The organism is Actinacidiphila glaucinigra, from assembly GCF_035918135.1.
Classification (GTDB): domain Bacteria; phylum Actinomycetota; class Actinomycetes; order Streptomycetales; family Streptomycetaceae; genus Actinacidiphila; species Actinacidiphila glaucinigra.
In genome coordinates this window covers 8,430,428-8,443,400 of sequence record NZ_CP109144.1, presented here as the reverse complement: position 1 = coordinate 8,443,400, position 12,973 = coordinate 8,430,428, and the positions used below count along the sequence as shown (strand labels likewise).

Here is a 12,973-nt window from a genome sequence, read left to right as displayed (position 1 = left end):
GCGCCGGCCTCAGCGCAGGAGTTCCCGGACCACCGCCGAGGCGACTGCGGCGTCGAGGGCGCCGACGCCCGTGAGGTCGGCGATCGTCACGGCGGTGTCCGTGCGGTCCGGCGGGGTGAGGAGCAGGGCCCCGAGGGGGACGTCGGCGTCCCGCGGGACCGCGCCCGCGCGGACGGCGTGCGCGAGGTCCCCGTGGTGGAGGCACTGCTCGTGGTCGTCGGTGGCGATGACGCCCGCGCGGGCGAAGAGCGCGGGCGGCAGCTCGTTCTTGTGCGGCATGTCCGCGCCGACGGCGGTGACGTGCGCGCCGGGGCGGACGGCGTCGGCGTCCAGTACCGGCCCGACGGCCGGTGTGGCGGTGACGACGATGTCGGCGCCCGCGGCCTCCGCCGCGGGGGCGGGGGCGGCGCTCAGCCCGTGCCCGGCGAGGTGGTCGCAGAGGGCGGCCGCCCGGCGTTCGTCGCGGCCGTGGACGAGGACCCGGCCGACGGGGCGCAGCATCGCCAGCCACCGCACCTGGAGCCGGGCCTGCTCGCCGGTGCCGAACACCCCGACCGTGCGGGCGTCGGGACGGGCCAGCACGTGGCCTGCGAGCGCCCCCGCGGCGGCGGTGCGCCAGGCCGTGAGGCGTCCGCCGTCGTCGAGGACGGCGCGGACCCGGCCGGTGTGCGCGCTGATGACGCAGACCAGGCCGTGGTTGACGGGTTCGCCGCACTGCGGGTTGCGGTAGAAGCCGGAGGCGATCTTCACGGTGAAGTCGTCGGATCCGTCGATCCAGCCCGTCTTCACATGGCAGTCGCCGTCCGCGGCGGGGAAGTTCAGGTGGGTCGGCGGCGGCACGGTGGTGCGGCCGGCCGCGTGGGCGATCAGCGCGGCGCGGACGGCGTCCAGCACCAGCCCGGGCCGGGCGGCGGCCTCGATCTCCGCCGGACCCAGGACGGGGACGGTCATCGGCGTGCTCGCAGCCAGCCGTCGAAGGCCTCCAGAGCGGGGGCGGGGTCGCGGCGCCCGATGCCGACGCGGAAGCGGTCGGCGGGCGTCTCGGTGAGCTCGGAACGGTAGATGCTCGCGGGCAGCAGCAGGACCCCTGCCTGCTCGACGAGTTCGGTGCAGAAGCGCTCCACGCCCTCGGCGCCGAGGTAGCGGGGGTAGGCGACGCAGCCGCCGTCCGGTGCCCGCCAGGTGAACAGGTCGCCGAACCCGGCGAAGAAGGCGTCGAAGAGCGGGAGGTTGGCGGCGATCAAGGCACGGTTGCGGTCCAGGATCCGGTCGCGGGCCTTGAGGGCGATCCGGGCGAGCACCTCGCTGGGCGCGGAGTTGCAGATGGTGGTGTAGTGCTTGGCGCGCTCCAGGCGCGAGCGCAACCGCGGGTCCCGGCAGGCGATCCAGCCGATCCGCAGCCCGGGCAGGCCGAGCGACTTGGACGTGACGTTCAGCGACAGCGCCCGTTCCGACAGGTCGGCGGCCTGCGGCAGGGTGCGGGCCGGGTCGCGTTCGAGGCCGCGGTAGACCTCGTCACTGAACAGGTGGATGCCGCGCGCGTCGCAGAGTTCGGCCAGGCGCGCGAAGTCGGCGGCGTCGATGACCTTGCCGGTCGGGTTGTTGGGGAAGTTGACGGAGACGACGCGGGTGTTCGGGCGCAACGCCGCCGCCACCCGGTCCACGTCCAGGGCCCAGTCCCGCTCGGGGTCGAGCGGCACGCCCGTCACCTCGCACAGCGAGAGCGGCACGGTCTCGGCCGCCTGGTAGTTGGGGGTGATGACGACCGCGTGGTCGCCGGGGCCGAGGAGCACCTGCATCGCCAGGTAGAGCGCCTCTTCGGCGCCGGCGAAGCAGATCACGTCGTCGGCGCCGGCGCGCTCGTAGGTCGCGGCGATCGCCTCGCGCAGCCCGGGGTCGCCGTAGGTCTGCGTGTAGCCGAGGGAGAGCGTCTCCCAGGCGTGCCGGTCCTCGGCGTCGGCGAGTTCCAGCAACTCGGGGAGGGTCATGGTCTCCGCGTCGGAGGCCGTCAGATGGTGCCGGGCGGTGAACTCCCAGCGGGAGAAGTACGTTTCCAGCCGGAAGTCGGGCAGTCGGCTCACGGGTGCTTCCTCTGTGCTTTGAGATCGGCCAGCAGGGCGTAGACGGTGGAGCGGGACGCCTGCAGGGCGCCGGCCACGACGGGCACCGCGCGGCGCATCGCGAACACCCCGGCCCGGTCGAGTTCCTCGAGGATCGCGAGCCGGTCCTCGCGGCCGAGGCGTTCCACCGGGCAGCCCCGCTCACGGGTGTAGGTGCCGACGGTCCGCTGCACGTGCTCGGTCCAGTCCTGCTCGAACAGCGGCTCGGGGCGCGGCACGGTGGGCGCGGCGAAGGCGGCGAGCACCGAGGCCGCCTGCTCCAGCGGCGTCCGGTCGAGGTTGACGCACAGCACCGCGGAGGGCTCGCCGTCGGCGTCCCGCAGGACCGCGCTGACGGACGAGAGCCTGCGCCCGTCGGCGAGCAGCTTCTCGTACGGCCCGTAGACGTCGTGCGCGGACGGGTCCAGCCCGTCGAGTTCGCCCAGCAGCGAGGGGTCGCCCGCGGTGCGCCGCGTCATCGGGTTCCAGATCCCGAGGACGCTGTCGTCGGCCACGTCGTGCAGGACCACCTCGGCGTACGGGCTCAGCAGCAGGGCCACGGCCTGGCACACCGGGGCCCACTGCCGTACCCGGGGGTCGCTCTCGTCGACTCGCGCCTTCTCCATGACTGGACTTTACGTCCAGGCTGGACGAAAAGTACAGCCCTGCCGTCTAGACTAGGCCGCGTCGAGGTCCTGGTGGATCGCGCGGGAGACGGCCTGGATGGTGGCGATGCCGGAGGCCATCGTCTTGTCGTCGTCGGTGAGGACGGTGATGGTGTAGTCGTGCCCGCCGCCGGTGAAGGCGCCCAGGCTGTGCACACGCCAGCCGTGGGTCGCGCGGGAGAGCCAGCCGTTCTTGACGTGGACGACCGCGGAGTCCGGGGCGCCCGCGGGGGTGCCCCAGCGCTGGGAGGGGACGACCTCGCTCATCAGCTTGAGGGCGTAGGCGCGCGCGTTGTCGCCGAGCACGGCGTTCGGGGTCGTGAGCAGGTCCATCAGCTTCTGCTCGTCCCCGGCGGTGATCTGGGTGAGGCCCCAGGCCCCGGCGCCGCCCGGCGCGGTGTGGTTCATCCCGGCCGCGGCCAGGAAGCCGTCGACCTTGGCGACGCCGAGCTGCTTCCACAGCGCGGTCGTGGCGTCGTTGTCCGACTTCGTGATCATGGCGGTGGCGAGTTCGGCCTCGCGGGATGTGAGGTGGCGGTGGTGCTGCTGCGCGTCCCGCAGGAGGGTCGCCAGGACGGTGACCTTGACCGTGCTGGCGGAGTCGAAGTGCTGGTCCGCGCGCAGTGTGCACGCCGTCCCGGTCGTGCGGTCGTGCAGGGAGACGGCGGTACGGGCGGTGCCGCCCGCCAGCGCCTTCGTGATGTCCCGCTGGAGCTCCGCGGCCAGACCCGGCGCCGCGGAGGCGCAGCTCACCCGGGGCGTCGCGGAGGCCGCCTCCGCCGTCGCTGCTCCCGCGGCCACGGGGACCGCCACGCCTGCGACGACCGCGGCCGCCACGGCTCGCCGGGATATTCGCGTATGACCCATGTCACTCCGTCCATCGGGTTGCTCCAGGCCGGGCTGACTGCCCAGTGTGGGCGGACGGTTGGACAGGGCGGGATGTGATGTCGGCTACGTCCGGCCGGGGCGGCGACGGCTTCGGCGGGCCCGCCGCGGCAAGGCCGGCTGCCGGTCGGAGGGGCACCCGTGCGGACCCCGGGGGCGGCCACGCGGCCGCGGCGGGAGGACGTTCCGCGCGGCCGTCGTGGCGTTCCTCCTTCCCCGATTCCGCGGATCGGAGGGGTGGTTGACGGACGGTCGGCCGCACGGAAGCGGCAGTCGCAGGAGGTTCCCGCCGTCCGTGAGGGCGAGCGCCACCCCGGCCCCCGGCAGTCGTCCCGGGCGGGTCCCCGCACAGGTCCCCGCACCCCTGTCCGAACCATGGCGATATGACCCGAATGTGATGAAGCTCGCACGCCTCCGATTACCTCCGGCGTCATCGACCGGCCCACGGGCGCCCCGGCAGGATCAAGGACGTCGGGCAGAACGGACGCCGGACACCACGACTTCCGGGGAGCAGCCATGACCGCCTACGCCGTCGCCCACCTCCGTCCCGCGCGGCCCCACGAGGAGGTCTTCACCTACATGGAGCGCATCCAGGACACCCTGGACCCCTTCGGCGGCCGCTTCGTCGTCCACGGGGCGACCGTGGAGGTCGTCGAGGGGCAGTGGCCGGGGACGATCGTCCTGATCGAGTTCCCGGACGTCGACCGGGCGCGCGCCTGGTACCGGTCGGACGCCTACCAGGAGATCCTTCCGCTGCGCACCCGCCACCTGGACGGCGAGGTCGTCCTCGTCAGCGGCGTCGGCCCCGGCTACGACGCGACCGGGACCGCCGCACGCCTCAGGGAGGAGGCCGTGCGGACGGGCGCGCTGCCGGCGTGACGGGCCGCACGCCCGCCGGGCTCAGCCGCCCGGACGGCAGCCGGCGGTGTGGGAGGCGGCTTCCCCGGTCGCCCCGGCCGCGTCGCCGGCGCGGATGGCGTCCAGCAGGCGCGCGTGGTCCATGTGGTCCCCGGGGCGCAGCACGGGGGCGCCGAAGTGCTCCTTCAGGGAGTCCCTGACGACCTGGCCCAGGTCGGCATAGAGCTCGGCCAGCACCTCGTTGTGCGAGGCGGCCACCACGGCCAGGTGGAAGGCGCTGTCCGCGTCCACGAACGCGTCCCGGTCGCCCGAGGCCCAGGCGCGTTCCCGCCGGCCCAGCAGCGCGTCGAGCCGGGCGAGGTCCTCCGCCGTGCGGCGTGTCGCGGCCAGGCCGGCCGCGGCCGACTCCAGGGCGCCGCGCACCTCGGCGACGTCCCGCCGCCCGGCCTCCTCGAAGCGGCGCTGCATCACCCCGGCGAGCTCGCTGGTGGCCGCGACGTACGTGCCCGAGCCGTGGCGTATGTCCAGCAGCCCGTTGTGGGCGAGGGCGCGCACGGCCTCACGGACGGTGTTGCGGGCCACGCCCAGCTGCCGGACGAGTTCCGGCTCCGTCGGGATGCGCGAGCCCACCGGCCAGGCCCCGGAGGTGATCTGACGGCGCAGTCCGGACACCACCTGCTCGAAGAGCCCGGAAGGACGGGACACGGGACGTAGACTCATCCCATGATTATACGCCGCAGGGTCCCGGGCCGGTCCGCGGAACGGCGCGATCCCGCCCTGCCGGGCGGCCGCGCGCGCGGCCGCGGCCTGGCGGTGGTGGCGCTGCTGCTGGTGGCGTTCAACCTCCGTCCCGCGGTCACCAGCCTCGGCCCCGTCCTGGCCGAAGCGCGCTCCGCCCTCGGGATGAGCGGTGCCGCGGCCGGGCTGCTCACCTCCGTGCCCGCGCTCTGCTTCGCCCTGGTCGGCGTGGCCGCGCCCCGGCTCTCCCGCCGGTACGGGCCCTCGGCGGTCGTCGCGGCGGGTACGGCCGTGGTCGCCGTGGGACTCGTGCTGCGGCCGCTCGCCGGCGGCACCGTGCTGTTCCTGGCGCTCAGCGCCCTCGCGCTCGCCGGGATCGCCGTGGCCAATGTGCTGCTGCCGGTGGTCGTCAAGCAGCGCTTCCCCGACCAGGTCGGCCGTATGACCGGCCTGTACTCCATGGCGCTCAACCTGGGCGCCGCGGTCGCGGCCGCCGCGACCGTACCGCTGTCCGGGGCGTTCGGCGGCGATTGGCGGTGGGGGCTGGGGGCCTGGGGCGTGGTCGCCGCGCTCGCCGTGCCCCCGTGGATCGTGCTGGCACGCATCCGTACGGCGGACGGGGCGCCGCGGTCCGCGTCCGTGCCGCCGCCCGGCCCCGCGTCGGGGCCGGGGGCCGGCGCCGGGATGACCCGCTCCCGCACCGCCTGGGCGCTCGCCGCGTACTTCGGCCTGCAGGCCGGCGCCGCCTACGTCGTCATCGGCTGGCTGCCCCAGATGTTCCGGGACGCGGGGCTGCCGGCCGGGACGGCAGGCCTCCTGTTCGCCGTCACCTCGCTCCTGGGGGTGCCGCTGTCCTTCGCGCTGTCCGCCCTCGCGGGGCGGCTGCGGCGGCAGAGCGGCATCGCGGTCGCGCTCGGTGTGTTCGGGCTGGCCGGCTACGCGGGGCTGTGGGGGGCACCGGCCGCCGCGCCCTGGGTGTGGGCGGTACTGCTCGGCGTCGCCAACTGCTCGTTCCCGCTCGCCCTGACGATGATCGGGCTGCGCGGCCGGAACAGCGCGACGGTGGTACGGCTCTCGGCCTTCGCCCAGAGCACCGGCTATCTGCTGTCGATCCCCGTCCCGTTCCTGGTCGGCGCGCTCTACGAGCGCACCGACGGCTGGCGGGTCCCCCTGGTCTTCCTGGCCGTCCTGATGGTGGCGCAGCTGGTCGCCGGCGTGCTCGCGGGGCGGGACCGGAGCGTGGGCTGACCGCGTGGGTCACCAGGGCAGAGGGCCGTCCGGACCGAAGAAGGTCCCGGTGGGACCGTCCGGGCCGAGGGTCGCCGGCCGGCGATCACCTCGGCGCCCGGCCCGGCCGTCCCGTCGCCCGGCCCGAACGCGTCCGACCCGGTCGGCCCCGTCCCCGGACGAGTGGAACGCCGGGCTGACGTTGACGATGACGGGCGCCTCGGAGACCGCGTCACCCCGCCGAGGGGGCGCTCCGGGGTACGAAGGGGAGCAGCAGGTGGGAGGGGTGGGCGGGGCCCGAGACGAGGGTGGTCGTGCCGGCGTAGACCTCGGACGGCCGGTCGTCGGGGTCGTTGTGCAGGAAGATGCCGTGCCCCTTCATCGGTACGCCGTAGGTACTGGGCCAGGGGCCGTCGCCGGGCAGTTCGAAGTCGCGTCCCGTGACGGTGAGAGCGACCCTGTGGCCGGCCGGCACCACGACGGAGGTGGGCCAGATCTCCACGTCGAGTGCCACGACCTCGCCCGGGGTGAGCGGCTGGGGCCGGTCGTGCGTGTGCCAGGGCCGGTACGGCAGGCTGCGCTCCGGGTCGGTGGCACGGTGGGAGGCCCTCAGCCAGCCCGCCCCGACCACTCCCGCGGGGTCGAGCCCGCTGACGAAGGTGACGTCCTCGCCGTCCGGGTCGAGCACCCGCAGGGTGAGGAACAGGTCCGCGTCGGTGGTCGTCGACGCGATGTGGAGGCGGGCGGCCGCGGGCCCGGTGATCTCGGCGTCCTCGGGGAACGGCTCGGTGGTGAAGGTCAGTCCGTCGCCGGCCGCGTCGAAGTCGGCGCTCCCCTCCTCGCGGACGGCCACCTCGCCCATCGTCGAGGTGCCCGGGTCCAGATGGAGTTCGGTCCACCGGGTCCTGGCGAGGGGCCACTCCCGCTCCGGGCGCCGCTCGAACGTGCCGTCCACGTGACGGACGTTGAGCTGGACGGGCGGCTGAAGGTCCCAGCCGGTGTCCTCGCCCTTGAGGAAGTGGCCGAAGAAGCGCTTCTGAAGGCCCACGCCGTAGTCGGTGTAGAACTCCGCGAAGTGCTCCAGGCCGTGCACCTCCAGCCACTTTTCCGCCGAGCCCACGCGGGCGTACCCCTCGAAGCCGCCACGGGTGTGCAGGTGGTGGGCCCAGTTGGTGGCCGAGAGGACGGGCACGGTGATCTTCTCCAGCTCCGGTGAGCGCTCCCGGTAGTACGCCTCGTCCAGCGGACGGGAGAGCAGTTCGGCGGGCGCGTCGGTACGCAGTGCCGCCAGTTCCGGTTCCGGGCGCGTGCCGGGGCCCGCCACGAACTCACCCGTGTTCGGGTTGCGCGCGCCGCGCTCGCCGACACCGTGCTGCACCGAAGCGACCTGGACCGGGTACCACACGGAGGTGAAGGTGTTGAGGATCCCCCCGTGGCGGGCGAACTCCCGGTAGAGGTCGCTGGCCCCCTCCCAGGGGCAGATGGCCGCGAGGTGCGGCGGCCGCAGCGCCGCCACCTGCCACTGGTTCACCGCGTAGTACGAGATGCCGAGCAGGCCCACCTTGCCGTTGCTCCACGGCCGGGTGCCCGCCCACTCGATGCAGGCGCGGTAGTCCTCGGTCTCGCGCGGGGAGAAGATGTCGAGCAGGCCCGGCGAGCGGCCCGCGCCGCGCGAGTCCACGCGGACGCACACATACCCTTCCGGCACCCACTTCTCGGGGTCGACGGTCTCCCAGTTCTGGTACCGGTTGGACGAACCGGCGGTCGCGTCCGGGTACTTGGCGGACAGCGGCCCCCACATGCCCGGGTAGCCCTCCTGGAAGGCCAGTCCCTTGGCGTACGGCCCATGGGTCATGATCACGGGATGGCGCCCCTCGGCCACGGGGCGGTAGACGTCCGCCCGGAGCACCACTCCGTCGTCCATCGGGATCGGCACGTCCCAGTCGATGCGCATGCCGTCCCGGACCTCGCTGCTGTGGCTTCCCATCGTGCTCTCCGTTCGTCGACCGGCGTCGGGGTCCCGTCGGCGGACCGGCCACTCCCCGGGCCGACGGGACGGCGGCGCCCACGGCCGGGTGGCGGCTACGGCAGTGCGCGGTGCGCCGCCCCCCGGGGGAGTCAGCGCGACCGTAACACAAGTTCATGCGCAGGCAAACAGTTTCGGACGTGCGTCCGCGCCACCTCGGACCTGACGTCCGGAACCCAGGGTCGCTCACACCCCTCCACCTCTGTGGCCAGAACTTGGAGCACCACAGGGGAGCGCGCGACGTATTGACAGCCCTTCACACGTCACTCATCGTTGCGGCCAGCACGTCACATGTACGTCATACGGACAGTCGTCCGTTCCTGCGTGCGACCCCCTGTCGTCGTCCCCCCAAGGAACCTCACGTGATAGACGGACCCCTTGCGAAGGCCGCTCCCGCCGCGCCTTCCCCCACGCCCCTCACACGCGCCGGTGTCGCCGTCGGCTTCGCGGTGCTGTGCGTCTCGTACATGGTCAACGCCATGGACCGGCAGGTCTTCTACCCGCTGCTGCCGGAGATCCGCGCGGAGTTCGGCTTCTCGCTCGGCCAAGGAGGGCTGCTCGCGACCGGTTTCACGCTCGGCATGGCCCTGGTCGGACTTCCCACGAGCTACCTGATGGACCGGCTCGGCCGCAGAAGCGTCCTCGTGATGAGCGTCGTCGTCTACTCCCTGGGCACCCTGGCGATCCCCTTCGCCGCCGGCTTCGCCGACATGGGCGTCTACCGGCTGCTCTCCGGTGTGGGTGAGGGCATGCAGGCAACCGCCCTGTACGCGGTCATCGGCGCCTACTTCTTCCACCGCCGGGCCGTCGCCGCCGGAGTCGTCGGGGTCGCCTTCGGCGCGGGCGTCTTCCTCGGCCCGCTGATCGGCAACGGCCTCGCCGGCACCTGGGGCGGCTGGCGCGACCCGTTCTACGTGTTCGCGGCAGTCGGCCTGGGGATCGCCCTGCTCGTCACCGCCACCGTCAGCCGCACCATGACCGAAGCGGTCACCGGCTCCGGCCCCGGCGGCGGCACTCCCGCCGACAGCTACGACCACGTGCCGGCCGGCCCGTACAACCGCAACACCCTAGGCATGGGTGTCGTCTGCGCGGTGACCGGGCTGGTGAACTACGGCTTCCTCGGGCTCTACCCGACGTTCCTGCGCGAGCACCTCGGGCTCGGCGCCGGGCAGGCGGCGCTGGCCGTCTCCTGTTTCGGCTTCGGCGCGATGACGGCGCTGCCGGCCGGCTGGCTCGGCGACCGCGTCGATCAGCGGCTCCTGCTGGCCGTCGGATTCGTGGCCACGTCCGGCACCGCGGCGCTCACCTACCAGTACGCCACGTCCGCCCCGGCCCAGTACGCCCTCGCCTTCCTCATGGGCGCCTTCGCCAGCGGCATCCTCTTCACCAACTGCACCACCGCCATGCAGCGTGCGGTGCGCCCCGAACTCGTCGGCCGGGGCTCGGGCCTGTTCATGCTCACGTACTACGTTCCGGCCGCGTTCTCCGGGCTGCTCTTCGCCCGGCTCGTCGACGCGCTCGGCTGGGGCGGCGCCGGCCTCTGGCAGCTGACCGTCCTGCCCCTGCTGGGACTGGCCGGGCTCGCGCTGGTCGACACCTCGAGGATGGTCGTACCGAACCGGGCATCCGCCCGCGGCCGCTAGGTCGTGTCGTCAAACGCCCGCCTGCTCAGTGGCGCCTGGTACGGCACCTCGCTGCGTTGTCGAATCGTCCGAGTAGCCCACTACGAGGACGATCCTCCGCCTTGCGATGCACCGCACCAGACACCGCTGAGCCCGCCCTTCGGGCGGCCGACGCTCGTTTGACGACACGACCTAGCCCGGGACGGCCGGGACGGCCGGGGGCCGGAGTCGAAGGACCCCGGCCCCCGGCGAGGTCACTGTCCGACCCTGCCGTCGACGCACTCGCGCAGCAGGTCGGCGTGGCCGCAGTGGCGGGCGTACTCCTCGACCCTGTGCACCAGCAGTTCCCGGACCGCCATCCCGTCCTTCCCCACGCGCACGCCCGGCTCCGGGTACCGCGCCAGCGCCGCGTCGGTCTCGGCCTGCTCGCGCTCCAGATCGCGGAACGCGGCGTCGACCACGGCCTGGTCGGCCACGGCACCGTCGAAGTCCGCGTCACGCGGGCCGTAGAGCTTCGGCAGGGGTTCGCCGTCGCTGATCCAGTTCCGCCAGTCCCGTTCCACCTCCGCGAGGTGCCTGACCAGGCCGAGCAGCGACATCGTCGACGGCGGGACCGAACGACGCGCCAGTTGCCCGGCGTCCAGGCCCTGGCACTTCATCCGCAGGGTCATGCGGTAGCTCGTCAGGTAGTCGTGGACGGTCGCGAGTTCGCCCTCCGGGCTCGGGCCGTCCGTGTTGCGGGGGTCGTCGTCCGGGTCGACCCACATGTCGGGGTAGACGGTCGCCCGGGTCCATCGCGTGGCTTGATCGGTCATGCCCCGCATGCTGGTCCCTCACGGCCCGGGTGCGCCACCGGGTTTGCCCGGAGCTGCTAGCCGAGGTGCTCGGCGACGCTCTCGAACTGGACGGCCATGCCCGCGAGGGAGCCGGACTCCATGTGGTCCATCACGCGCCTGCGCGCGCTGGCCAGGAGCGAGGGGTAGGCGGCCTCCAGCCGTTCCAGCCCGCCCGGCGTCAGGGTCGCCACGCTGCCCCGCGCGTCCACCTCGTGCCGGCGCTTGGCCACCCAGCCGCGTGCCTTCAGCGAGTCGACCACCCGTGAGATGCGGCTGGCCGAGAGGCGGGTGAGCTCGGCCAGATCGATCATCCGCAGTTCGCGGTCCTTGGCCTCGGACAGGAACATCAGCACCGAGTACTCGGACAGCGTCAGCCCCGTCGACTTCAGAAGGTCGTCATCCAGAGCCTTCGGCAGCGCGGTCATCACACGCTGCAGGGCACGCCAGAAGCGTTCTTCTTCTGCGTCCAGGGGAGCATCCGCCGTCATTGCCATAGCTTAACCCGCCGGTACGGCGCCTACGGCCCCTCGTCGTGCGTCAAGAGCACGGGCTCGGAACCGGCCAATATCTAGTTGAATCATTGACCACTTCCTCACGGCCGGGCCAGGCTGGAAGGCCTCGGAACCCCGCCGTCCCGCCCGTCGTCACGAAGGAGAGTCATGCACGGATTCGGTCACCATCGCGCCGCGGCAGCCGCCGCGGCGACCGCCGCCGGACTTCTGCTGGGGCTGGCCCCCACCTCGGCGTCCGCGACGTCCGGCCCGATCGCCGTGGGCACAGGGGACTCCCGCTGCACCACCGCGGGCAGCCTCTGCGTCTTCGAGACGGAGTGGTTCACGGGACGCACGGCGCTCTACCAGGACGTCGACACCGAGTGCGCGACGGCGCCGTTCGGGATCCTCGCGAACATCAACATGACGGACCGGCCCGTCACGTTCTACAAGAACGCGGACTGCACGGGCTTCTCGACGACCGAGCCCGCGGGGAACCTCCACTCCTGGAAGTCCCTCGGCCCCATGTACAGCTTCCGCGCCTGACCGCCCGCGCGCCCCGCCGACGGCGCGCTTCGGGCGGCCGATCCCCCGCCCCCTCGCGCCGGCCCGCTCAGGGACGCCGCCGGGGGTCGGCGAGGGCCGGTCGTCACCAGGGAAGCGCGCCGTTGCGGTCGAAGTAGCCGCCGGTCGGGCCGTCGGAGCCGACGAGCGCCATGCGGACGATGATCTCGGAGCCCTGCTCGACCGTCTGGAAACCGGTGTTGCCGTTCAGGTCGGTCTTCGTGAAGCCCGGCTCGACCGAGTTGATCCGGAAGCCCGGCAGCGCCTTCGCGTACTGCACGGTGATCATGTTCACCGCCAGCTTCGACGCCGGGTAGTCCATGCCCGGGAACATGTAGGCCGGCTGGTCCGGGTCCGCGACGTGGTGCAGCGAACCCAGACCGCTGCTGACGTTGACGACGACCGGGGAGGCGGACTTCCGGAGCAGCGGCACGAAGGCGTGGAGGACGCGCACGACACCGAAGACGTTGGTGTCGAAGGTCTTCCTCATCTCGTCGGCGGTGGTCTCCACGGTCGGCACGACGCTGTTGTCCGCCCGGCGCACCTCGATGCCGGCGTTGTTGATCAGCACGTCCAGGCCGCCCTGGGCCTCGACCGTCCGCACGGCGGCGGCGACCGAGTCGTCGTCCGTCACGTCGAGCCGCACGAAGGACGCGCCCAGCCGCTCCGCGGCCTGACGGCCCCGCTCGGCGTCACGGGCGCCTATCCACACGGTGTGGCCCTCCGCGATCAGGCGGCGCGCGGTCTCGTAACCCAGGCCCTTGTTGGCTCCCGTGATCAGTGTGGTCGTCATGGTGTCACTCCCGACTCAGGTGTGTTCGTTCTCCGACGCATCCACAGTGCGGCGCGGCGGGGCGCGCAGGGAGTCGTCTCGTTTTCCTGGGACTCGCGGTACCAGCGCCCTTCCGTCGCACGCGCCGCCGGGCTGTGACGCGGTCCACAGGCCGTGCGGGACCGTACCG

General features: G+C 73.1%; 13 protein-coding genes. 4 read left to right on the top strand and 9 right to left on the bottom strand.

Annotated features, from left to right (window positions below):
- Window positions 1-9 precede the first annotated feature (9 nt).
- From OIE69_RS38335 to OIE69_RS38320, 4 genes are read right to left on the bottom strand one after another with little or no spacing between them, the layout of a single operon-like run.
- A complete protein-coding gene (locus OIE69_RS38335) occupies window positions 10-951 on the bottom strand; it encodes an ornithine cyclodeaminase family protein (RefSeq protein ID WP_326579606.1) in 942 nt (313 codons plus the stop codon).
- The gene (locus OIE69_RS38330) at window positions 948-2,081 is read right to left on the bottom strand and encodes a pyridoxal phosphate-dependent aminotransferase (RefSeq protein WP_326579604.1); all 1,134 of its coding nucleotides are present in this window, start codon (window positions 2,079-2,081) and stop codon (window positions 948-950) included. Before OIE69_RS38330 ends, OIE69_RS38335 begins: the two co-directional genes overlap by 4 nt.
- Window positions 2,078-2,725 (bottom strand): helix-turn-helix transcriptional regulator, encoded by a 648-nt coding sequence (locus tag OIE69_RS38325; RefSeq protein ID WP_326579602.1) that lies wholly within the window; start codon window positions 2,723-2,725, stop codon window positions 2,078-2,080. Before OIE69_RS38325 ends, OIE69_RS38330 begins: the two co-directional genes overlap by 4 nt.
- 51 nt (window positions 2,726-2,776) lie before the next feature.
- Window positions 2,777-3,631 carry a serine hydrolase gene (locus OIE69_RS38320; protein ID WP_326579600.1) on the bottom strand — a complete coding sequence of 285 codons (855 nt, stop codon included), beginning with the start codon at window positions 3,629-3,631 and terminating at the stop codon, window positions 2,777-2,779.
- 534 nt (window positions 3,632-4,165) lie between these two features.
- On the opposite strand from OIE69_RS38320, the gene OIE69_RS38315 reads away from it, so the two are divergent.
- The gene (locus OIE69_RS38315; protein ID WP_326579598.1) at window positions 4,166-4,528 is read left to right on the top strand and encodes a DUF1330 domain-containing protein; all 363 of its coding nucleotides are present in this window, start codon (window positions 4,166-4,168) and stop codon (window positions 4,526-4,528) included.
- A 21-nt stretch (window positions 4,529-4,549) separates the two neighbouring features.
- On the opposite strand, the gene OIE69_RS38310 is transcribed toward OIE69_RS38315, so the two are convergent.
- Window positions 4,550-5,227 (bottom strand): FadR/GntR family transcriptional regulator, encoded by a 678-nt coding sequence (locus OIE69_RS38310; RefSeq protein WP_326579597.1) that lies wholly within the window; start codon window positions 5,225-5,227, stop codon window positions 4,550-4,552.
- Between the two features lie 3 nt (window positions 5,228-5,230).
- Between OIE69_RS38310 and OIE69_RS38305 the strand changes: the two genes are divergently transcribed.
- A complete protein-coding gene (locus tag OIE69_RS38305; protein ID WP_326579595.1) occupies window positions 5,231-6,493 on the top strand; it encodes an MFS transporter in 1,263 nt (420 codons plus the stop codon).
- 211 nt (window positions 6,494-6,704) lie between these two features.
- On the opposite strand, the gene OIE69_RS38300 is transcribed toward OIE69_RS38305, so the two are convergent.
- Window positions 6,705-8,459, bottom strand: a complete 1,755-nt coding sequence (locus OIE69_RS38300) for a CocE/NonD family hydrolase (RefSeq protein ID WP_326579593.1) — start codon at window positions 8,457-8,459, stop codon at window positions 6,705-6,707.
- A gap of 401 nt (window positions 8,460-8,860) precedes the next feature.
- Here OIE69_RS38300 and OIE69_RS38295 point away from each other — a divergent pair, with 401 nt between their 5' ends.
- Window positions 8,861-10,141: an MFS transporter gene (locus OIE69_RS38295; protein WP_326579591.1), complete on the top strand. Its 1,281-nt coding sequence runs from the start codon at window positions 8,861-8,863 to the stop codon at window positions 10,139-10,141.
- A gap of 233 nt (window positions 10,142-10,374) precedes the next feature.
- Here OIE69_RS38295 and OIE69_RS38290 read toward each other — a convergent pair whose 3' ends face one another.
- Both OIE69_RS38290 and OIE69_RS38285 read right to left on the bottom strand, forming a co-directional pair.
- The gene (locus tag OIE69_RS38290; protein ID WP_326579589.1) at window positions 10,375-10,935 is read right to left on the bottom strand and encodes a DinB family protein; all 561 of its coding nucleotides are present in this window, start codon (window positions 10,933-10,935) and stop codon (window positions 10,375-10,377) included.
- Between the two features lie 56 nt (window positions 10,936-10,991).
- A complete protein-coding gene (locus tag OIE69_RS38285) occupies window positions 10,992-11,444 on the bottom strand; it encodes a MarR family winged helix-turn-helix transcriptional regulator (RefSeq protein WP_037731435.1) in 453 nt (150 codons plus the stop codon).
- Window positions 11,445-11,615: 171 nt separating this feature from the next.
- Here OIE69_RS38285 and OIE69_RS38280 point away from each other — a divergent pair, with 171 nt between their 5' ends.
- Window positions 11,616-11,993, top strand: coding sequence for a hypothetical protein (locus OIE69_RS38280; RefSeq protein ID WP_326579585.1), 378 nt, complete (start codon window positions 11,616-11,618; stop codon window positions 11,991-11,993).
- 103 nt (window positions 11,994-12,096) lie between these two features.
- Here OIE69_RS38280 and OIE69_RS38275 read toward each other — a convergent pair whose 3' ends face one another.
- Window positions 12,097-12,804, bottom strand: coding sequence for an SDR family oxidoreductase (locus tag OIE69_RS38275; RefSeq protein WP_326579583.1), 708 nt, complete (start codon window positions 12,802-12,804; stop codon window positions 12,097-12,099).
- Window positions 12,805-12,973: the final 169 nt, after the last annotated feature.

What these genes read in the sequence shown, in the direction of transcription:
- OIE69_RS38335 (WP_326579606.1), bottom strand. Translation starts at nt 951, where the DNA reads ATGACCGTCCCCGTCCTGGGTCCGGCGGAGATCGAGGCCGCCGCCCGG.
- OIE69_RS38280 (WP_326579585.1), top strand. Translation starts at nt 11,616, where the DNA reads ATGCACGGATTCGGTCACCATCGCGCCGCGGCAGCCGCCGCGGCGACC.
- OIE69_RS38300 (WP_326579593.1), bottom strand. Translation starts at nt 8,459, where the DNA reads ATGGGAAGCCACAGCAGCGAGGTCCGGGACGGCATGCGCATCGACTGG.
- OIE69_RS38285 (WP_037731435.1), bottom strand. Translation starts at nt 11,444, where the DNA reads ATGACGGCGGATGCTCCCCTGGACGCAGAAGAAGAACGCTTCTGGCGT.
- OIE69_RS38325 (WP_326579602.1), bottom strand. Translation starts at nt 2,725, where the DNA reads ATGGAGAAGGCGCGAGTCGACGAGAGCGACCCCCGGGTACGGCAGTGG.
- OIE69_RS38290 (WP_326579589.1), bottom strand. Translation starts at nt 10,935, where the DNA reads ATGACCGATCAAGCCACGCGATGGACCCGGGCGACCGTCTACCCCGAC.
- OIE69_RS38315 (WP_326579598.1), top strand. Translation starts at nt 4,166, where the DNA reads ATGACCGCCTACGCCGTCGCCCACCTCCGTCCCGCGCGGCCCCACGAG.
- OIE69_RS38310 (WP_326579597.1), bottom strand. Translation starts at nt 5,227, where the DNA reads ATGAGTCTACGTCCCGTGTCCCGTCCTTCCGGGCTCTTCGAGCAGGTG.
- OIE69_RS38275 (WP_326579583.1), bottom strand. Translation starts at nt 12,804, where the DNA reads ATGACGACCACACTGATCACGGGAGCCAACAAGGGCCTGGGTTACGAG.
- OIE69_RS38305 (WP_326579595.1), top strand. Translation starts at nt 5,231, where the DNA reads ATGATTATACGCCGCAGGGTCCCGGGCCGGTCCGCGGAACGGCGCGAT.
- OIE69_RS38320 (WP_326579600.1), bottom strand. Translation starts at nt 3,631, where the DNA reads ATGGGTCATACGCGAATATCCCGGCGAGCCGTGGCGGCCGCGGTCGTC.